Consider the following 20,737-nt stretch of genomic DNA (forward strand, 5'->3'; position numbering starts at 1 on the left):
ATTGTTATGGGTGCAGGTGCTTTAGACTTCACATCAGGTTATCGGCGAAGAGTTGAACAGCTTGAGGGCGCCGGAGAAAGAGAAGGGGGATTCCACCGCAGATACCTTGCGTCACGCCGGGAAAACATTATAACGTAGCCGCCATTGATGCGAGTGTAGGGACCGAAGATGAAAAAGTGGATGGTACTGGCCGCGCTGGCGCTGAGCGGCTGTGCGCAAATCAACAGTTATGACGAAGCGGTAAAAACCCCGGCACCGCTGGAGCTGCAGGGTAACTGGCAGACAATGGGGCCGCAGAGCAAGCTGATCAGCAGCGAGGCTATGGCCAGCCTGATCGTCAGCGCTGATGGCACTACCCTTGACTGCCGCCAGTGGCAGCGGGTGATTGCCAAACCGGGCAAGCTGACGCGCCTGGATGATGACTGGGTTAACGTTAACCGTCAGGCGCGTGTGATGCCGCTCTCGCTGGAGAACGGTGAGCTGCACTACGATGGCCTGACGCTGCGTAAAGTGGATCGCCCAACCGTCGAGTGCCAGCAGGCGCTGGACGAAGTGGCAAAGCGCCCTGGCGATGCGGTGATTCAGGATATTGAGCCGCAGATTCTCAGGCCGGTCACGGCAGAGAAATAAAGGACAGAGCTAAAAGGCTTTTCTTCCTCTCCCGGCTGCGGGAGAGGACATTTCATCAGGCTGGAACGGTTATCGCTTCTGCAATAAATAGCTGTTTTCAAAGCCGGGCAAACTGCCAATCACATCGAAACCATTAAAATAGCCACCCGCGCGTAATAAATCCACAGCAGGACCGACCTGCGGTGAATACTGGTGATCGCGATAATCGTCAAAGACGATAAAGCCGCCTTGCACCAGGGTGGGCGAATATAACAGGAAATCGAGCAATACATGGCGGCCTTCGTGTCCGCCGTCAATATGCAGTAATACGGTACGCGGATTAAGGGCCTGCACTCGCTCAATACTTAATTCAGAGTAGCCACGGATGAGATTAACCTGGGGAAACAGCTTTTCGTGATAAAAGCGCAGCTCACTTTCCTGATTTGCCAGCTCCATGGGATCGATGCTGATAATGCGACGTTTATGCTGGCAAATTTCATTCATGAAAGCCGTCGATTTCCCTTTCCACACGCCGATTTCAATGATGTCACCCGCCACATTATTATGCTCGAGTAACCAGCAAAGATAACCCAGGCATTTTACATGGCTATGGAAAGAGAGTTCACGGCGCGCCATGGCCAGCTCTGCCGGTAATTCTGCCTGCGCCTGTGCCAGAGCATCACCGACCTTATCCCAGGTGTCATCGATGAGCTGCTGTATTTCAGGCTCCTGAAAAAAAACTTTTAAATCCGCGATATCGAGCATGTCGTTGCCTTATAAAGAGAGAATACAGCCGGCAAGGCTGAAAAGGTCTGCGTTAAATGTGCCACAGTTGCCATCATTCAAGGCGGTAATAAGGCTCAGTTTAAGGGGGTAATTAAACGCTTAGCATGGCGGGGGCGGTAAGAATCCAGGGAGAACAGCGTCTCCCTGACAGAGAGAATTATAAATCGCTGGGGTAAAGCACCTGACTGGAAAAACGACCATACGCGTTGGTGACTTTCTGTTGCTGGGTGGTTTGCTGGACCAGCGAACGCAGTTCTTCCATGCGGGTCGCCATCAACTGCTTAATCTCAAGCTCATTGTCCATCACCTGCTTCAGCATGGGCCGTAACTGGACACGCAGTGCAGCAGGCAGGGCGGAGGTATCACGGTCGCGCGCTACGAGCGTAACGCTGCTCACGTAAACTGCCTCATTGGCCACTAAATCATCCCAGTGCCCCTGGCGCGCCTGTTTCAACATCTGATTACTCAGGCTGAGCAAACGCTGATACCCCTGCAGCAGGTCGTTATCTGAAGTCATGGTTACGCTTCCTGAACGGCGTGAGGACCAATTTGTTTCCACGCGTCGGCAATGTTGCTCAGCAAGCGCTCGACTTCTGCAATCGCTGCCGGATCGTTATGCAGGTTGGCTTCCAGCAGACGGCGGGTCATGTACTCGTAAAGATTATCCAGATTGGCAGAAATCTCTCCACCGGCTTCATGATTCAGCCCGGCGCGTAAGCCATTAGTAATGATATTAATGGCTTTCGACAGCGCCTGGCCTTTACCGGGAATGTCGCCCTGATCCATCAGAATGGTGGCTTTCTTCATGGCGCTCAGCGCGCCATCAAACAATAAAACCACCAGCTGATGTGGGCTGGCGCTTAACACGGCACTTTCCAGACCGACCTGTGCGTAGGCCTGCGTTCCCGATTTAGCGTACATATTTAACTCCTGTTAACTGCTCATATTCGCGAACTGCTGCGTCAGATAGTTCTGGGTCTGGGTCATGGATGAGACCAGCGTATTCAGGTTCGTGAACTGGGTCTTGTAGCGCGCCATAGTGGCGGTAATCTGTGCGTTTACCCGATCGTAATCGTCAGACAGTTTCTTCAGCGTTTTATTGATGCCGTCAGTGGCGTTCTGTACAGAGCCATTGCTGCCTAAAATCTGATCCAGATAGTTACTGGTTTGCGTCGCAAAGCCGGTGGTTTTGCCGTCACCGGACAGGAAACTGACCACATCCGCCGATTTTTCATCCAGCGCTTTGTTCAGTTTGGTGCTGTCGACGGTCAGCTTGCCATTCACATCCTGGGTAATGCCGATCTGTGACAGCAGGGAAATACTGCCGCCGCTTTGGGCACTGGTGGACAGCTTGGAGCGCAGGCTGGTCTGAATGTTACGCAGCGTGCCATCACCTAACAGATCGCCATTGCTGGAGTCCTGCGAGGTACTGCCCTGATCCACGGCGGTGTATTTGGTCTGGTTACTGATGGTGGTCTGCAGCGAGTTGTACGCGTCAACGTAAGCCTGCACCGCGGCGATCATCGGCGCATTATCCTTGGTGACGGATAAGGTCTCCGGGCTGCCGGTGTTGGTTTTGGTCAGGTTCAGCGTGACGCCTTCCGGCGCATCAGTAATGGTGTTGCTGCTGCGGGTGATGGCGACGCCATTAATGCTCAGTTTGGCATCGGCCGCTTCCACCTGCTCCGTCATACCATTGCTGCTGCCACCTTTGGTAAAACCAATATACTGCGCCAGGGCGCTGTCATCGGTAGAAACCGTCATCTCATTGGTAGTGCCGGTATCACGCGAGGTCAGGGCCAGATAATAGGTATTGTCATCGGATTTGATGATACTGGCGGTAACGCTGCCCTGCTGTTTGTTAATCGCATCTTTAATGTCCGTCAGGCTGGTTTGATCTTTGCTCAGCGTGATGGTCATTGGGTCTTTCTGACCCGGTTGCGTAATGGTGATGGTGCGCGAGGCGAGGCTGGAATCGCCTAAATCGCCATCTTTACTGGTCGCGCTTTTCGACAGCAGCGACTGCGCTTTAGCCAGTTGGGTGACTTCAACCGAAAAGTTACCGGCCGCCGCATCATTGGCCAGCGTGGCGGTGAACGCGGTATTGGTGCTACTGACTTTTGTTGAGGCAATTGCAGACGTGTCTTTGAGCGCAGCGGCAGCTGTCTGGACTTTCGCCAGTGCCGTTTGCACGACGCCCCATGCTGTCAGCTTGGCTTTATAAGAGGTTTGCTGATTTGTAATTGGCGTCAGGTTGGCTTTTTCTGCCGTTTCAAGCTGGTCATACAGATCGCTCAAACCCAGGCTATTACCAGCATTGAGGTTACTTACACTTGCCATGTTGTAATCCTTTATAGGTGGATAATCACTGAGGAGGGTATCGGCAGTGAGCGGAAAAATATTAGACAAAATATAAAAAAACAATGAGGCAAATAAAGAAGGGATAAGGGCCTGTTTTCGGGGTTTAAAAAAATAGCTAAGGTTTTCTCAGGTACCGACGATAACCAAAGCAAGCTGAATGGCCCCGGGCCAAAAGCCCGATAGAATCTCAACTCATTGACTCAAGGAATTTATCATGGCCGTTATCAATACCAACACATTGTCGCTGACCACGCAAAACAACCTGTCCAAGTCACAGGCTTCTCTGGGTACCGCTATTGAGCGTCTCTCTTCTGGTCTGCGTATTAACAGCGCCAAAGATGATGCTGCAGGTCAGGCGATTGCTAACCGCTTCACCTCCAACATCAACGGCCTGACCGTTGCTGCCCGTAACGCCAACGACGGTATCTCACTGGCACAGACTGCTGAAGGCGCGCTGTCCGAGATCAACAACAACCTGCAGCGTGTGCGTGACCTGACCGTGCAGGCGCAGAACAGCTCCAACTCGGCTTCAGACATCGACTCCATCCAGGCTGAAGTTAACCAGCGTATGGAAGAGATCAACCGCGTAACGTCGCAGACCGACTTCAACGGCATCAAAGTGCTGAACACCGGTTCCGGCTCAACCGACTACAGCTTCCAGGTGGGTTCAAAAGACGGCGAAACCATCGCTATCACCATCAGCGCCAGCGATGGTTACAACCTGGCGAAAGCCGGCACCAGCGGTACGGATCTGAACACCCGTGCAATGGCTTCCGGCGATACCGTTAACGGTACCACGCGTTCAACTGAAGCTGTTGGCTTTGACGTACTCAAAGGTAAAGTGACCGGTGGTGCATCTGGTGCAGCTTCTGGTACCACGCCACTGGCAGACATCGATGCGGCCATCAAATCTGTTGACTCACAGCGCAGCCTGCTGGGTGCTTCACAGAACCGCTTTGAGTCCACCATCACCAACCTGAACAACACCGTGAACAACCTGTCAGCTGCGCGCAGCCGTATTCAGGATTCTGACTACGCGACAGAAGTGTCGAACATGTCGCGCGCGCAGATCCTGCAGCAGGCAGGTTCTTCGGTGCTGGCACAGGCCAACCAGGTGCCACAGACCATGCTGTCTCTGCTGCGTTAATTCTCTCGCGCACAGACCGGGCCCCGCATGGGGCCCTTTTTTATTTCTGCTGCTGAGATTTTCTTCGATCGTTACTTACCGCTTAATTTTAATGAAATCATCATTAAAGCTTACGCAGCGGCTGCCGATAAATTTTGGCGACGGCGAGAACGCCACGGGTTTTCGACCTGAATTCATCATCAGTTAAGGAATAAACATCATGGCAGTCATTAACACTAACACCTTGTCGCTGACCACGCAGAACAACCTGTCCAAGTCACAGGCTTCTCTGGGTACCGCTATTGAGCGTCTCTCTTCTGGTCTGCGTATTAACAGCGCCAAAGATGATGCTGCAGGTCAGGCGATTGCTAACCGCTTCACCTCTAACATCAACGGCCTGACCGTTGCTGCCCGTAACGCCAACGACGGTATCTCACTGGCTCAGACCGCTGAAGGCGCGCTGTCCGAGATCAACAACAACCTGCAGCGTGTACGTGACCTGACCGTACAGGCGCAGAACAGCTCCAACTCGGCTTCAGACATCGACTCCATCCAGGCTGAAGTTAACCAGCGTATGGAAGAGATCAACCGCGTAACGTCGCAGACCGACTTCAACGGCATCAAAGTGCTGAACACCGGTTCCGGCTCTACCGACTACAGCTTCCAGATCGGTGCGAAAGATGGCGAAACCATCGCCATCACCCTGAGCTCAAGCGACAAATTCAACCTGGCGAAAGCGGGCACCAGCGGTACGGATCTGAACACCCGTGCGATGACCTCAGGCGATACCGTTAACGGTACCGCGCGCTCTACTGAAGCCGTTGGTTTTGACGTGCTGAAAGGCGCAGTCACCGGCGGCGCGTCTGGTGCAGCTACCGGTAGTACGCCTCTGGCAGACATCGACTCCGCTATCAAAGCCGTCGATTCACAGCGCAGCCTGCTGGGTGCGTCTCAGAACCGCTTTGAGTCCACCATCACCAACCTGAACAACACCGTTAACAACCTGTCATCGGCGCGCAGCCGTATTCAGGACTCTGACTACGCGACAGAAGTATCGAACATGTCGCGCGCGCAGATCCTGCAGCAGGCAGGTTCTTCTGTGCTGGCGCAGGCCAACCAGGTGCCACAGACCATGCTGTCTCTGCTGCGTTAATCGCAAACGCGCAGACTTCAACGGAGCCAGCTGGCTCCGTTTTTTTTTATTTCCGGAAGAGGGTAGCCACAGCTGCGTTGCTAATTTTCTGATTATTAACATCTATTTTTTGTCTGCAAAGACGACAAAATCACTATTAAAAAGAGTGAAGTTTTTGCGCAGCCTGTCGATAACTTTAATACGGTGTTGAACCGCAGGCCTGAAGGGCTGAATTATCTCTCTTAATAAAGGAAACTTGCTATGGCAGTGATTAATACCAACACATTGTCGCTGACGACTCAGAACAACCTGTCAAAATCTCAGGCTTCTCTGGGTACCGCTATTGAGCGTCTCTCTTCTGGTCTGCGTATTAACAGCGCAAAAGATGACGCTGCAGGTCAGGCGATTGCTAACCGCTTCACCTCTAACATCAACGGCCTGACCGTTGCTGCCCGTAACGCCAACGACGGTATCTCACTGGCTCAGACCGCTGAAGGCGCGCTGTCCGAGATCAACAACAACCTGCAGCGTGTGCGTGACCTGACCGTGCAGGCGCAGAACAGCTCCAACTCGGCTTCAGACATCGACTCCATCCAGGCTGAAGTTAACCAGCGTATGGAAGAGATCAACCGCGTAACGTCGCAGACCGACTTCAACGGCATCAAAGTGCTGAACACCGGTTCCGGCTCTACCGACTACAGCTTCCAGGTGGGTTCAAAAGATGGCGAAACCATCGCCATCACCATCAGCTCCAGCGATGGTTATAACCTGGCGAAAGCCGGTACCAGCGGCACCGCGCTGAACACCCGAGCGATGACCTCAGGCGATACCGTTAACGGTACCGCGCGCTCTACTGAAGCCGTTGGTTTTGACGTGCTGAAAGGCGCAGTCACCGGCGGCGCGTCTGGCGCAGCGTCCGGCACCACGCCACTGGCAGACATCGATGCGGCCATCAAATCTGTTGACTCACAGCGCAGCCTGCTGGGTGCCTCACAGAACCGCTTTGAGTCAACCATCACCAACCTGAACAACACCGTGAACAACCTGTCAGCTGCGCGCAGCCGTATTCAGGATTCTGACTACGCGACAGAAGTGTCGAACATGTCGCGCGCGCAGATCCTGCAGCAGGCGGGTTCTTCGGTGCTGGCGCAGGCCAACCAGGTGCCTCAGACCATGCTGTCTCTGCTGCGTTAATTCTTTCATACGCAGATCAGGCCCCCAACTGGGGGCCTTTTTTATGGGCGGGATTAACCGCTTTTTTACTGGATAATGGCGCGATTGTTTCCGGGCGCGCCGCGTATTCTGAGCTGAAAGAGACGTCACACAGACGTGAGTTATCGCCGAGGCTGAGGATACAACCGACAATGAACGCGAACGCACTGGTAAGCATAATCATCCCTGCTTATAAAGCCACCTGGTTTGAACTGGCGCTGAAAAGTGCATTAGCACAGGATTACCCTCATTGTGAAATCATCATTGGCGATGATTGTCCTGATGCAAAAATCGAGGATATTGTCAGTGCGTATCAGGTAAACAGTAAATTTCCCATCTATTACCAGCATCATCATCCCGCATTAGGCGAAATCGCCAACCTCAGTCAGGCAATACGTCGCGCCAAAGGCGAATACGTAAAATTCCTTTATGATGATGATGTACTTCTGCCGCAGGCCGTCTCGCAATTAGTCGCGGCGCTGTCGCAGATACCGCAAGCGGTGATGGCGACAGCCAGACGTAATCGCATTGATTCTGTCGGTAAGCTGATGGCAGACGAGATTTACAGCGTATCGCCGGTATTAGAAGACACGATTTTTCATGGTCAGGATATGGCCCGCTGGCAGGCTGATTTCCTGAACAACTTTATCGGTGAACCCAGTGCCGTATTAGTGCGCAGCGCGGCGCTGCACAAGCTGGTGGAGGAGCCGCGCGAACTGCATGCGTTGATCGATGAAGGGCTACCGTTCATTGCCGATCTGGTGATTTACCTGCGCTTGTTACGTCAAGGTCATCTGGTCTATTTACCGCAGGTGCTGGCGCAGATTCGTATCTCGCGTGAGCAAACCAGTCAGGAAGCGCGCCTCGATGGCAATATAGCCAGTCAGTCTCACCAGCGCTTTCCGGAAGAGATCAAAAAACTGGGCTGGTATGATGAGCAGCTGCCGCAGGGCTGGATTCGTCACGCCACGCTGCGCAGCCAGCAGGACTTCCAGCCGTTTGACCTGACAACGGCGCTGCAGAATGCGCGGGTAGAGAGCCATTTTGCCGAGTGGTTCCGTCAACGCACACTGCGGCCCATCGAACAACAGCTGATTGCACAGCATCTTGCCAGTCAGCCGGTCGCACGTATTGCCGTCGTGATTGATGTGCGCGACGCGACTGAGACCGAGTGGCTGCTGACACAGGCCAGTCTGGATATCGCTGTGGCCGGCCTGAGCCTGCAGCCGGTGGTGCTGGCGGCACCGTATCAATCGTTTATTCCGGCCTCTGTGCAGCGTATTGATGTGCGCGACAATCAGGTAGTCGCTGCGCTCAACACGCTGACCGAAGAGGGGCATTTCGACTGGCTGATAGTATTACGGGCCGGCAGTCAGCTGTATACCTCAGGTTTGCAGGCGCTGGGAACGGTGCTGCCGGAGGTCGGTCATTGCCAGTTGATTTATGCCGATGAGGTGTATCCGGTCAATGGCCGTCCGGTTGGCGCATCCTTCCGCCCTGACTTTAACCTTGACCTGCTACTCAGTAATCCATCGAGAATGGCCTGCCACTGGCTGTTCCGCCGCGAATTTTTGCAACAGACTGGTGGGTTTGCCACGCACTGGCCGGGCTGTTTTGAACTGGACATGATTCTGCGCACCATCGAAAGCCAGCCTTTTAATGTGATTGGGCATCTGGCTGAGCCGTTAGTGCAGACCGCTTCATTACGACAGCCGGTGGATGAAGAGCGCGCCCTCATCCGCACCCACCTGCAGCACCGCGGCTACGCACAGGCCGATGTCAGCCTGAGCCCACATAATGTTTATCAGCTGCATTATGGTCACCCGCAGTCGGCCCCGGTTTCCATCATCGTTCTGGTGAGTAATCACCTCCCGAACCTGGTGAGTTGCGTCACCTCGCTGATGGAAAAAACCGCCTCACAGAATTATGAATTGCTCCTGGTTTCTGCTCAGGGCGGAAGCGCCGCCCAGGACGAATGGCTGCGCGGTATCGCTGAGATCGACCCGGCACGCATTCGCACATTGCAGATTGAGGGCGGTTTTCATCGCGCCAGAATGGTCAATGCCGCCGCCGCTGTGGCCAGAGGCGATTACCTGCTGCTGCTGAGTAGCGATTTGGCCATGCTTGATAACAGCTGGCTGGAAAACCTGCTTAACCATGCACAACGTCCGGAAGTCGCTATTGTTGGCGCCCGGCAAATCTACGCAAATGGTCAGGTACGCCACGCCGGTTATGTGCTGGGGATTAACGGCCTGGTAGGTGAGCCGTTCTATGGTGAGAGCCATGAAACCGCAGGACACATGGCGCGTTTGCAAGCCGACCAGAACTACAGCGCGGTGTCAGGCGATCTGATGATGGTGCGTACCGAGGTGTTTCGCGCCGTTGAGGGTCTGGATGAGACGCTGCAGCATTTCGACGATGTCGACTTCTGCCTGCGCGTGCGCGAAGCCGGGTTGATGACGGTCTGGACACCGTACGTGCGTATGCTGCGGCAGGTTAATCCTGAACTGACGATCGACACGCAGAGTCGAAGCCAGGAGGAAGATCGTCAGCTGCAGAAATGGCAGGCCATCGTGACCCAGGATCCGGCGTATAACCCCAACCTGACGCTCAACAACATCAACTTTAGCGTGTCCTCCGACAGCGAACTGACATGGCGTCCGCTTTCGTGGCGGCCTTTGCCGGTGGTGATGCCTTTCATGGCTGATTTTGCCGGTTGTGGTTACTATCGCATCATCAAGCCCTATGAGGCGATGCGCGATGCCGGCCTGGTGGATGGCAAACTCTCCTCCACGCTGATAAATGTTGCCGAGCTCAATCGCTTCGCGCCTGATAGCCTGATTTTCCAGCGCCGGATTGACGCGGAGTTCCATGAATGGCTGGAGAAAGTCAGTAAGCATACGCAGGCGTTCAAAATTTATGAGCTCGACGACTACCTGCCCAATATTCCGCTCAAAAACCATCATCGCTCACAGTTTGGCAACGATGTTAAAAAACTGATGCGGCGCAGCCTGAGTTATATGGATCGCTTTGTCGTATCCACCGAACCTTTAGCCGAAGCGTTCGCGGATATGCACCACGATATTGTGGTGCGTAAAAACCGTCTTTCGCATGACTGGTGGGGCAAGCTGCAGTCGCTGCGCAATCAGGGGAAAAAACCACGCGTTGGCTGGGCCGGGGGCTCCAGTCATACCGGCGATCTGGAAATGATTGTCGATGTGGTGCGCCATTTTGCTAATGACGTGGAATGGGTGTTTTTTGGCATGTGCCCGCCAAAGCTGCGGCCTTTTATTCATGAATATCACCACGGCGTAGAAATTGAGCGTTATCCGGCCAAACTGGCTTCGCTTAATCTCGACCTCGCGTTAGCGCCTGTCGAAGATAACTTTTTCAACACCTGTAAAAGTAATCTGCGCCTGATGGAATATGGTGCCTGCGGCATTCCGGTGATTTGCAGTGATGTGGCGTGTTATCGCGGGGATTTAACCGTCACGCGCGTGAAGAACCGTCATAAAGACTGGGTGGACGCCATCAATATGCATCTGCTGGACCCCGCAGCGAGTGCCCAAATGGGCGCCAGGCTGCAGCAGGAAATTCGCCAGGACTGGATGCTGGAAGGCGAGAACCTGCAAAGCTGGTCACAAGCCTGGACGCTGAAGCGTTAATTTTTGACCTGCTGCACCGCAGCGGGTCAATGCAGTTTCAATCTATCTGGATAACACCACACTCTGCGGTCATTCACCGCCTCATCGCTGGCTGAGGCGAATACCTGTTCTGCAGGGAATGACCCGGCTATCAACCTTCAAAGGTGAGTTGGTGTGAAAAGGCACTCTGCTGAGGTGAACGATTATGAATAATAAACCTGTGTATGTAACCAGCCCGCTTATGCCACCGCTGGAAGAGTTCATGCCTTACCTTGAACAGATCTGGCAGAATAAAGTCCTGACCAACGGCGGGCCCTTCCATCAGCAACTTGAACAGGAGCTGGCACGCTATTTAGGTGTTGAGCATCTCTGCTTATTTACCAACGGCACGCTGGCGTTGCTGACGGCGCTGCAGGCGTTGCGTATTACCGGTGAAGTCATCACCACACCTTATTCTTTTGTCGCCACCTCGCATTCTCTGTTGTGGAATGGGTTAACCCCGGTGTTTGTCGATATCGACCCAATAAGCTGTAATATCGATGCCTCCAAAATAGAGCAGGCCATTACACCGCAAACCACAGCCATTATGCCGGTGCACTGCTACGGCAATCCGTGCGACGTGGAGAATATTCAGCGCATCGCTGACCTGTACGGGCTGAAAGTCATTTACGATGCGGCTCACGCCTTTGGCGTCCGTAAAAACGGCAACAGCATATTGAATTATGGTGACTTGTCGATTTTAAGTTTTCACGCAACGAAGGTTTTCAATACCATTGAAGGTGGCGCAATTATTTGCCCGGATGCTAAAACCAAAAAGCGCATCGATTACCTGAAGAATTTTGGCTTTGCAGATGAAACCACCATTGTGGCGACCGGCATTAACGGCAAGATGAACGAGGTGCAATCGGCCTTTGGCCTGCTGCAGTTAAAGCACATCGACCAGGCCTTAGCGGAGCGGGCGCGTATTCAGGCGCACTATTATGATTTGCTCGCGGAAATCGATGGCATTGCGCTGCCGCATATTCCGGCTGATGTTGAATGGAATTACTCTTATCTGCCGGTGATGGTAACGGAAGATTATCCGCTGAGTCGTGATGAGCTTTATGCCCATCTGCGTGAGCACAACATTATTGCCCGCCGTTATTTCTATCCGCTGATCACCAGTTTCCCAATGTATCGTGGATTACCTAGCGCTGATGAAGCGGCCTTACCGATTGCACAACAAATGTCTCAGCGCGTGTTATGTTTGCCGGTCTATCCTGGCTTAGCATTGGCCGAAGTTGACAATATTGTGCAAATCATTCACCGCCTGGCTGAGCAAAAGCTAACAAGCCGCGCGTTACCTCTGGTGGGATAATAACAAGGCGTCTGAGACGCCTTGTTTTATATTTATTGCAGGGCGGTGATGTCAGGAACGGGCTGAACGATGGCTGAATCACCGGCTAAGCAGGCGGATTGCACGCGGTTTTGCCAGTCCGATGCCTCAACCCCCAGCGCCGCTATCCGCGCGGTATTCATTACGCTGTTGACCGGCCTTGCCGCTGCCATCGGATATTGCGCACTGCCAATCCCTTTCACCAGCACATCCCGCTGCGCGGCCACAAAAATCGCCTGGGCGAATTCGCACCAGCTGACCGCCACATCGCCACAGTAGTGATAAACGCCGGCGGCTTCTGCGCGGGATGCCAGGGTGATAATCGCCTGTGCCAGATCGCCGGCATAGGTCGGGCAGCCGAACTGATCGTTCACCACGCTAATTTCGCTGCGGGTTTCTGCCAGCCGTAGCATGGTTTTGACAAAGTTTGCACCGTACTCACTGAACACCCACGAGGTGCGAATCACTACGGCGTCCGGCAGCACGGAGAATACGCGTTTCTCACCCTCCCATTTGCTCAGGCCGTAGAAATTAATCGGGCAGGGCAGATCGCTTTCGGTATAAGGCGTTTTTTTACTGCCATCAAACACGTAATCGGTGGAGAGATGAATCAAGCGGGCGCCCTGCTGGTGAGCGGCGATGGCGAGATTTTCCGGGCCGATGGCGTTGACCTTCATGGCGCGGATACGGTCGGTTTCAGCCTTATCGACCGCGGTATATGCGGCGGCATTGATGATCACATCGGGACGGAATTTCTTCACCACCCGTTCCACCGCCGGGCGGTCGGTAATATCTAACTCGGCAGAGCCACAGGCCAGCAGGATCCACTCTGCCGGCACCCGATCCAGTAAACAACGGCCAAGCTGGCCATAAGCACCGGTTAACAAAACGCGCATTGCACTAACTCCTGCAGGGAGAGTCCTTGTTGATCTTTTACCGATAGCAGAGGCGTCGCTACCGGCCATTGCACCGCAATTTCAGCGTCATTCCACATCAGGCAGGCTTCATCCTGTGGGTTGTAGTAATCAGTACATTTGTATTCGAAGTCGGCGACCTCGGAGAGCACCACAAAACCGTGTGCCAGACCCGGCGGGATCCACAGCTGGGTTTTGTTCTCTTCAGACAGCTCCAGCCCGGTCCATTGGCCAAAGGTGGGCGAATCCGCACGGATATCGACGGCAACGTCAAATACCGCGCCGCGTACCACGCGCACCAGTTTGCCTTGCGGCTGGGTTTTCTGAAAATGCAGCCCGCGCAGCACGTTACGCGCCGAACGGGAGTAGTTGTCCTGCACAAAATCCAGGTCGATATCCAGCAGTTGCTGATAACGCCGCTTCTCAAAAGTTTCGAGGAAGAAGCCGCGGGCATCGCCAAACACTTTAGGCTGGATAATTTTTACATCAGCAATTTTCGTGGTGATGACCTCCATCTCACTCCTCCACCAGCATCTTCAGATAGTGACCATACTGCGTTTTGCCGAGATAGGCGGCGCGCTGCAGCAGCGACTCGCTGCCGATCCAGCGCTTGCGCCAGGCGATCTCTTCCAGACAGGCAATTTTGAAGCCCTGGCGCTTTTCAATGGTATGAATGAAGTGTGACGCTTCGAGTAAGCTCTCGTGGGTACCGGTGTCGAGCCAGGCAAAGCCACGTCCCAGCACTTCGACGTTGAGCAACCCATCGTCGAGATACATCTGATTGAGGGTGGTAATTTCCAGCTCGCCGCGGGGAGAAGGGCGAACTTCCCGCGCCATGGCGCAGACGTTTTTATCGTAAAAATAGAGGCCGGTGACGGCATAGTTCGATTTTGGCTGTGGCGGTTTTTCTTCAATGGACAGCGCGCGGAATTGCTTATCAAACTCCACCACGCCGAAGCGCTCGGGGTCCATCACCTGATAGCCAAATACCGTAGCACCCTGCGGTCGCGCGACCACGTCTTCGAGCTTTTTACCAAAGCTTTGCCCAAAGAAAATGTTATCGCCCAGCACTAATGCGCAGCGCTCACCGGCAATAAAAGACTCACCGATGATAAACGCCTGCGCCAGGCCATCGGGCGATGGCTGCACCGCGAACTGCAGATTGACGCCGAAATGGCTGCCGTCGCCCAGCAAACGCTGGAATCCCGCCAGATCTTCAGCGGTAGTAATCACCAGGATGTCACGAATGCCTGCCAGCATCAGCACCGAAAGTGGATAGTAAATCATCGGTTTGTCATAAACCGGTAACAACTGCTTCGATACGCCGCAGGTTACAGGATGCAGGCGGGAACCTGTCCCGCCCGCCAGCACTATACCTTTCATCATTGCCTTCCTTATTACGCGTCTCTGCTCTCCACAGAGTCATGCTGTGAGCATACGAGCGCGCAGGAATAATTGATGGCGCGAATAACCGATAAAAAAGCGGGCATTGCCGGGGATAAGCGGAAGGAGAGAAAAGCAGCGCGTGGGCATTCCTGCTGAGCTAAATCAAATTGGGCTCTTGCGCGGCAGACGATTTCCCCTTGCGCATCATAACCTCAAAAAAGTAACCATCCTGTTACAGACTGGGTCAGAACTGCCGATAACCCTCTTCAGAATCATTCCAATTTTTACGCTCTATTTTTCCTGTTTCTGGGGTGTCTATGCGCTTCAATTATGACTTGTTACCGGGTGAGCAACTGACCTTCGATGAGATCGCGCTGCGCTATGCGCAGCAGCATCCGGAGGAGAAGGAGCTCACCGCCCGCGGGTTGCTCAGCCCGTCAACCAGCTACCGCAATCTGGTGATCCGCGCGCTGTTTGCGCAGGAGGAGCTGAACAGTCCGCTGGAGGATCTGCTGTTTGTTTCCGACGATAACGAGCGCAAAAACTACCTGCGCCGCTTCGAGCATTACCTTAAAAATCAGCAGGCGTTTCTCTATTTTCGTCGTAACGATGAAGCGCGTAAAAGCGGACGCTGGAAAGTGATCGGCGAAACCCGGGTCTACGCGATGCTCGATCCCCGCTCGGCGGAGGCGCAAAACCTGCTCAACAGCCGCGGCTTTAAGCTGGTGCTGATGCGCCAGACCGAAGAGGAAGAGTACTGGCAGCTGTTTGATCCGCAGGCGCACCCGTGTTTCCCGCTGTCGCGCAAGATCCAGTTTTTAGTGGTGCTCAGCACGCCGCAGCAGAAAATGCCCAGCGCGGTGATGCCGGGTACCGAAGTGGGGCGGCGCGTCAAGGCGAAAGTGTTCCAGCGCGCCAGCCAGGCGGAGTTCAGCGCGGCGGTGAAAGCGCGCTATGGTGCCTGCATTATTACCGGCACGCGCTTAACCGAGCGCCACAGCTGGCCGTGGGTGGAAGCCTGCCATATCGACACCCAGGAGAATGAAGAGGGCTTTCTGGCGGATAACAGCGTCGACAACGGCCTGTTCCTGCGCAGCGACCTGCAGCGGCTGTTTATCAATAAAATGATTAGCATTGACGCAGAAACCGGTCAGGTGCTGTTTAATTCCGCGCTGGAATGCGACGAGTCCATTAGCCCTTTTTATCAGGCGCTTGAGGGCAAAACCTGTGCGCTGTGGGACGCCGTCCCGCCTGGCACAAGGCAGCGGCTGCGTAATCTGCGCTGAACCTGCGCACAATGGCGGTGCGATCCACCGCCATCCATAACAAATTTGAAATAACCTCGCTTTTGCCTGCCTATTCTGCCAATCGAAACCGCTACAGAATTGGATAATCATGCCGATAACTTTATTAACGCAGGGTAGTCAACGTGAACGATCTCTATACCGCCGATGGCGTGATGGATAAACATTCGCTCTGGCAGCGCTACGTTCCTCTGGTGCGGCATGAAGCGCTGCGCCTGCAGGTGCGTTTGCCAGCCAGCGTTGAGCTTGACGATCTGCTGCAGGCCGGTGGTATTGGCTTACTGAATGCCGTGGAGCGCTATGACGCGCTGCAGGGCACCGCCTTTACCACCTACGCCGTGCAGCGTATCCGGGGCGCAATGCTGGATGAGCTGCGCAGCCGCGACTGGGCACCACGTAGCGTACGTCGTAATGCGCGCGAGGTGGCCGGCGCTATGCATCAGGTAGAGCAAGCGTTGGGGCGCGCGGCTACCGAGCAGGAAGTGGCTGAGCGGTTGAATGTTTCGCTGGAAGAGTACCGGCAGATTCTGCTGGATACCAATAACAGCCAGCTTTTCTCGTACGACGAGTATCGGGAAGAACACGGCGACAGTGCGGAACTGGTCACGGAGGGGCATGAGGAAGCCAACCCGTTGCATCAGTTAATGGAAGGAAACCTGCGTGAACGCGTGATTGAAGCGATTGAGGCGTTGCCTGAACGCGAAAAATTGGTGCTCACACTGTACTACCAGGAAGAACTGAACCTGAAAGAGATTGGCGCGGTGCTGGAAGTGGGGGAATCCCGCGTCAGCCAGTTGCACAGTCAGGCGATCAAACGCCTGCGGGCCCGTTTGACGGGAGCGCGCTAACAGACTCAGTTCCTGGGGAACCAAAAATAAAAAAACCGGGGACTCAGCAATGGGAGCCAAAGTTAAAGCCAGACCGTTAAGTCGCTACCTTAAAGACTACAAACACAGCCAAAGCAACTGTTCACACTGTGGCAAAGTTTTAGACCGTATGGCGTTAGTGTTCCGCGGCCAGATCATCAATAAAGAGGCCATCGCACGCATGGACCAGATGATTGACGATCAGGTATGGATGAAACTCCAGCCGGAACTGACGGCGCTGTGCCGTTTCTGCAGCGATATTTTTTGTAATACCCATCCGAATTACTTCGATATCATGGCGTTCAAACAATATCTGTTTGAGCAGACCGAGATGAGTCACAGTACCATTCGTGAATATGTGGTGCGTCTGCGTCGTCTTGATGACATGCTGAAAGCGAAAAATTTCCCGGCAGAAAGGTTACGGGGCAACAGCTGGCATGAGTGTCTGCAAAACGATCTGCCCGATGCGGGCAACAATAACTACCGTATTGCACTGCGCAAATATGACCAGTTCTTAGGCTGGCAGCGCGGCTAAGGGTGATTCAGCCCCGGTTACTGGTGAGCATGCCAGCAACCGGGGCGCGCCGCGATCAATTCCGGATGCGACTTTTCTCATCTTCTGCAACACTGTAGGGATAACTGCACATTGCCCGAATGGAGGCTGCATTGTCCTTACATCTTCTGCACCAGTTTCCCCGTCTTGAACTGCTTGGCGCACCGACGCCGTTAGAGCATTTGCCACGCCTGTCTGATTACCTCGGACGCGATATCTTTATTAAACGTGATGACGTCACGCCGGTGGCGCTGGGCGGTAACAAGCTGCGTAAACTGGAGTTTCTCGCTGCCGATGCGCTGCGGGAAGGCGCCGATGTGCTGCTGACCGCCGGCGCGATTCAGTCCAACCACGTGCGCCAGACGGCAGCCGTGGCGGCGCGTCTGGGCCTGAAGTGCGTGGCGCTGCTGGAGAACCCGATTGGCACCGACGCCGCCAACTACCTGAGCAACGGCAACCGCCTGCTGCTGGACCTGATGGATGTCGAGGTCGTGATGGTTGATGCGCTGCACAATCCACCGCAGCAGCTGGCAGAGCAGGCGGAACGGCTGGAAGCGCAGGGCTTCCGACCTTACATTGTGCCGGTGGGCGGCTCGAATGCGCTTGGCGCGCTCGGCTACGTCGAATGCGCGCAGGAGATCGCCCATCAAAGCGAAGGCGTGGTGGATTTCGCTGCGGTGGTGGTGGCGTCGGGCAGTGCCGGGACGCATGCCGGGCTGGCGGTCGGTCTGGAACAGCTATTACCGAATAGCGAGCTGGTGGGCGTAACGGTGTCGCGCAAGGTTGAGGCGCAGCTGCCGGTGGTGGAGCGCATTCGCAGCGCGCTGGCACAGCAGCTGGAGCTGGAAGCGCGTGCGCCGGTAACCCTGTGGGATGACTATTTTGCGCCGCGCTACGGCGAACCCAATGACGAAGGCATGGAAGCGGTGCGCCTGCTGGCGCGGCTGGAGGGCATTATGCTCGACCCGGTCTACACCGGCAAAGCGATGGCGGGTCTGATCGATGGCATCAGCCAGAACCGTTTCCGCCGGGAAGGGCCGCTGCTGTTTGTGCATACCGGCGGCGCACCGGCGTTATTTGCTTATCATCCTTCGGTATGAGACAGCAGCAAAAAAAGGTTTATAATCCAGCGGTTATTACAAAGAGCACATGCCGGAGCGGCACCCTTTATTGCGAGATAAAGCGCCGCGCCCAAAATGAGCGTTAATTAACCATAAGCACACAACACATCACAATAATGGGGTAAACATGGCTTTCTCTCCGATTCGTCGCCAGCTGGTGATGGGAATGATGGCGGTCGCACTGGTGGCGGGCGTGAACGTAAAAAGCTTTGCGGCAGAAGATTTGCTGGCGCAGGTCAAGAGCAAAGGTGAGCTGCGCGTCGGGCTGGAAGGCACCTATCCGCCGTTCAGCTTCCAGGATGAAAACGGCAAGCTGACCGGTTTTGAAGTCGAGTTTGCCCAGGAGCTGGCAAAACACCTCGGCGTGAAAGCGGATCTCAAACCGACCAAATGGGACGGTATGCTGGCCTCGCTGGATTCCAAACGTATCGACGTGGTGATCAACCAGGTGACCATCTCCGACGAGCGCAAGAAGAAGTATGACTTCTCCACGCCGTACACCATCTCCGGCGTGCAGGCGCTGACGCTGAAGAAGAACGCGGGCTCCATCACCAAACCGGAAGATCTGTCCGGCAAGAAAGTCGGCGTGGGTCTCGGTTCTAACTATGAGCAGTGGCTGCGCGACAACGTCAAAGGCGTGGATATCCGTACCTATGATGATGACCCAACCAAATATCAGGATCTGCGTTCAGGCCGCGTTGATGCCATTCTGGTCGACCGCTTAGCCGCGCTGGATCTGGTGAAGAAAACCGGCAATACCATGGCGGTAGCTGGCCCGGCGTTCTCCCGTCTGGAAGCGGGCGTGGCGCTGCGCAAAGGCAATGAATCGCTGCTGAAAGCGATTGATGGTGCGATTGCCGACATGCAGAAAGATGGCTCGCTGAGCAAGCTGTCTGAGAAGTGGTTCGGCGCGGACGTCACGAAATAATGCAGGAAAGTTTACAGCTGGTGCTGGATTCAGCACCTTTTCTGCTGAAAGGCGCGCTGTTCACGCTGCAGCTGAGTATCGGCGGGATGTTCTTCGGCCTGATACTCGGCTTCGTGCTGGCGCTGATGCGCCTGTCACGCTTCTGGCCGGTCAACTGGCTGGCGCGTTTCTATGTGTCGATCTTTCGCGGCACGCCGCTGATCGCCCAGCTGTTTATGATCTACTACGGTCTGCCGCAGTTTGGCATTGAGCTCGACCCGATTCCGTCGGCGATGATTGGTTTGTCGCTCAACACCGCGGCCTATGCCTCGGAATCGCTGCGTGGCGCGATTGCGGCTATTGAGCGCGGTCAGTGGGAAGCGGCCGCCAGCATCGGCATGACGCCGTGGCAGACGCTGCGTCGCGTTATTCTGCCGCAGGCGGCGCGCACCGCGCTGCCGCCGCTCGGTAACAGCTTTATCAGCCTGGTGAAAGATACCTCGCTGGCGGCCACCATTCAGGTGCCGGAGCTGTTCCGGCAGGCGCAGCTGATCACCTCGCGCACGCTGGAAGTGTTCACCATGTATCTGGCGGCTTCGCTGATTTACTGGGTGATGGCTACGGTGCTGTCGGCGCTGCAAAACCGGCTGGAAGCGCACGTCAATCGTCAGGATCGGGAGGCAAGATGAGTGCAATTGAAGTCCGTCAGCTGGTGAAACAGTTTCACGGCCAGACGGTGCTGCACGGTATCGATCTCGATGTCGCTCCCGGCGAAGTGGTGGCGATCATCGGTCCGAGCGGTTCGGGCAAAACCACGCTGCTGCGCAGTATTAATCTGCTGGAAGTGCCGGAAAGCGGCCAGGTCAAAGTCGGTGACATCAGCATCGACGCAAGCCTCGGCCTGCATAAGCAGAAGGATAAAGTGCGGCAACTGCGCCAGCAGGTCGGCTTTGTGTTCCAGAACTTCAATCTGTTCCCGCACCGTTCGGTGCTGGAGAACATCATTGAAGGGCCGGTGATCGTCAAAGGCGAAGCGAAGGCGGAAGCCATTGCGCGCGCACGCACGCTGCTGGAGAAGGTCGGTCTGCACGGTAAGGAAGAGAGTTTCCCGCGCCGTCTTTCCGGCGGTCAGCAGCAGCGCGTCGCAATTGCCCGGGCGCTGGCGATGCGTCCGCAGGTGATTCTGTTCGATGAGCCAACCTCGGCGCTGGATCCTGAACTGGTGGGCGAGGTGCTCAGCACCATCCGCGCGCTGGCGCAGGAGAAACGCACTATGGTGATCGTCACGCATGAGATGAGCTTCGCGCGCGACGTCGCCGATCGCGCCATCTTTATGGATCAGGGGCGCATTGTGGAGCAGGGCCCGGCGAAAGCGCTGTTCAGTAATCCGCAGCAGGCACGCACCCGGCAATTTCTCGACAAGTTTCTCAATCAATAATCC

Annotated in this window: 20 protein-coding genes; 13 read left to right on the top strand and 7 right to left on the bottom strand. The window is 55.0% G+C overall.

Translation table 11 applies throughout. The features are described from left to right. The first annotated feature begins 168 nt into the window (after positions 1-168). Entirely contained in the window at positions 169-630 is a 462-nt protein-coding gene (yedD, locus tag AC6I8F_RS08115) for a lipoprotein YedD (protein ID WP_058757410.1), read from the top strand. A gap of 69 nt (positions 631-699) precedes the next feature. Here yedD and AC6I8F_RS08120 read toward each other — a convergent pair whose 3' ends face one another. From AC6I8F_RS08120 to fliD, 4 genes are all read right to left on the bottom strand, one after another. Next, on the bottom strand, positions 700-1,374 hold the full coding sequence (locus AC6I8F_RS08120; protein WP_058757411.1) for a class I SAM-dependent methyltransferase: 675 nt from the start codon (positions 1,372-1,374) through the stop codon (positions 700-702). Positions 1,375-1,552: 178 nt separating this feature from the next. Beyond that, positions 1,553-1,912 (bottom strand): flagella biosynthesis regulatory protein FliT, encoded by a 360-nt coding sequence (fliT, locus tag AC6I8F_RS08125; RefSeq protein WP_058771163.1) that lies wholly within the window; start codon positions 1,910-1,912, stop codon positions 1,553-1,555. Between the two features lie 2 nt (positions 1,913-1,914). Next, positions 1,915-2,316, bottom strand: coding sequence for a flagellar export chaperone FliS (gene fliS, locus AC6I8F_RS08130; RefSeq protein ID WP_021509889.1), 402 nt, complete (start codon positions 2,314-2,316; stop codon positions 1,915-1,917). Positions 2,317-2,328: 12 nt separating this feature from the next. Continuing rightward, positions 2,329-3,735 carry a flagellar filament capping protein FliD gene (gene fliD, locus AC6I8F_RS08135; protein WP_021509890.1) on the bottom strand — a complete coding sequence of 469 codons (1,407 nt, stop codon included), beginning with the start codon at positions 3,733-3,735 and terminating at the stop codon, positions 2,329-2,331. A gap of 235 nt (positions 3,736-3,970) precedes the next feature. On the opposite strand from fliD, the gene AC6I8F_RS08140 reads away from it, so the two are divergent. From AC6I8F_RS08140 to AC6I8F_RS08160, 5 genes are all read left to right on the top strand, one after another. Then, entirely contained in the window at positions 3,971-4,903 is a 933-nt protein-coding gene (locus AC6I8F_RS08140; RefSeq protein WP_058771164.1) for a flagellin N-terminal helical domain-containing protein, read from the top strand. A 199-nt stretch (positions 4,904-5,102) separates the two neighbouring features. Further along, positions 5,103-6,035 carry a flagellin N-terminal helical domain-containing protein gene (locus AC6I8F_RS08145; RefSeq protein ID WP_058771165.1) on the top strand — a complete coding sequence of 311 codons (933 nt, stop codon included), beginning with the start codon at positions 5,103-5,105 and terminating at the stop codon, positions 6,033-6,035. Positions 6,036-6,275: 240 nt separating this feature from the next. After that, on the top strand, positions 6,276-7,208 hold the full coding sequence (locus tag AC6I8F_RS08150; RefSeq protein WP_058757414.1) for a flagellin N-terminal helical domain-containing protein: 933 nt from the start codon (positions 6,276-6,278) through the stop codon (positions 7,206-7,208). 170 nt (positions 7,209-7,378) lie between these two features. Beyond that, positions 7,379-10,891, top strand: coding sequence for a glycosyltransferase (locus AC6I8F_RS08155; protein ID WP_498028710.1), 3,513 nt, complete (start codon positions 7,379-7,381; stop codon positions 10,889-10,891). Positions 10,892-11,075: 184 nt separating this feature from the next. Further along, positions 11,076-12,227: a DegT/DnrJ/EryC1/StrS family aminotransferase gene (locus tag AC6I8F_RS08160; protein ID WP_498028711.1), complete on the top strand. Its 1,152-nt coding sequence runs from the start codon at positions 11,076-11,078 to the stop codon at positions 12,225-12,227. 32 nt (positions 12,228-12,259) lie between these two features. Here the strand turns inward: AC6I8F_RS08160 and rfbD are convergent, their stop codons facing one another. The 3 genes from rfbD to rfbA are packed head-to-tail and all read right to left on the bottom strand — an operon-like array spanning position 12,260 to position 14,542. After that, positions 12,260-13,141: a dTDP-4-dehydrorhamnose reductase gene (rfbD, locus tag AC6I8F_RS08165; RefSeq protein ID WP_498028712.1), complete on the bottom strand. Its 882-nt coding sequence runs from the start codon at positions 13,139-13,141 to the stop codon at positions 12,260-12,262. Further along, positions 13,126-13,674 (bottom strand): dTDP-4-dehydrorhamnose 3,5-epimerase, encoded by a 549-nt coding sequence (gene rfbC, locus AC6I8F_RS08170; RefSeq protein WP_021509897.1) that lies wholly within the window; start codon positions 13,672-13,674, stop codon positions 13,126-13,128. Before rfbC ends, rfbD begins: the two co-directional genes overlap by 16 nt. Before the next feature lies 1 nt (position 13,675). After that, entirely contained in the window at positions 13,676-14,542 is an 867-nt protein-coding gene (gene rfbA / locus AC6I8F_RS08175) for a glucose-1-phosphate thymidylyltransferase RfbA (protein ID WP_021509898.1), read from the bottom strand. A 320-nt stretch (positions 14,543-14,862) separates the two neighbouring features. On the opposite strand from rfbA, the gene AC6I8F_RS08180 reads away from it, so the two are divergent. The 7 genes from AC6I8F_RS08180 to tcyN all read left to right on the top strand — a co-directional run bounded on the left by AC6I8F_RS08180 (position 14,863) and on the right by tcyN (position 20,734). Next, a complete protein-coding gene (locus AC6I8F_RS08180; protein ID WP_159378080.1) occupies positions 14,863-15,831 on the top strand; it encodes an HNH endonuclease signature motif containing protein in 969 nt (322 codons plus the stop codon). A gap of 143 nt (positions 15,832-15,974) precedes the next feature. After that, complete coding sequence (locus AC6I8F_RS08185) at positions 15,975-16,697, top strand: RNA polymerase sigma factor FliA (RefSeq protein ID WP_021509900.1); 723 nt, start codon at positions 15,975-15,977, stop codon at positions 16,695-16,697. Positions 16,698-16,746: 49 nt separating this feature from the next. Next, positions 16,747-17,250, top strand: coding sequence for a flagella biosynthesis regulatory protein FliZ (fliZ, locus tag AC6I8F_RS08190; RefSeq protein WP_031280184.1), 504 nt, complete (start codon positions 16,747-16,749; stop codon positions 17,248-17,250). A gap of 131 nt (positions 17,251-17,381) precedes the next feature. Beyond that, the gene (locus tag AC6I8F_RS08195; protein WP_021509902.1) at positions 17,382-18,368 is read left to right on the top strand and encodes a D-cysteine desulfhydrase; all 987 of its coding nucleotides are present in this window, start codon (positions 17,382-17,384) and stop codon (positions 18,366-18,368) included. 148 nt (positions 18,369-18,516) lie between these two features. Next, on the top strand, positions 18,517-19,317 hold the full coding sequence (tcyJ, locus tag AC6I8F_RS08200) for a cystine ABC transporter substrate-binding protein (protein ID WP_021509903.1): 801 nt from the start codon (positions 18,517-18,519) through the stop codon (positions 19,315-19,317). Then, on the top strand, positions 19,317-19,985 hold the full coding sequence (gene tcyL / locus AC6I8F_RS08205; RefSeq protein WP_058757420.1) for a cystine ABC transporter permease: 669 nt from the start codon (positions 19,317-19,319) through the stop codon (positions 19,983-19,985). The genes tcyJ and tcyL overlap by 1 nt, the downstream gene beginning before the upstream one ends. Further along, positions 19,982-20,734 carry an L-cystine ABC transporter ATP-binding protein TcyN gene (gene tcyN / locus AC6I8F_RS08210; RefSeq protein WP_021509905.1) on the top strand — a complete coding sequence of 251 codons (753 nt, stop codon included), beginning with the start codon at positions 19,982-19,984 and terminating at the stop codon, positions 20,732-20,734. Before tcyL ends, tcyN begins: the two co-directional genes overlap by 4 nt. The last annotated feature ends 3 nt before the right edge of the window (positions 20,735-20,737 follow it).

The sequence above is a fragment of the gamma proteobacterium symbiont of Axiagastus rosmarus genome (assembly GCF_059730925.1).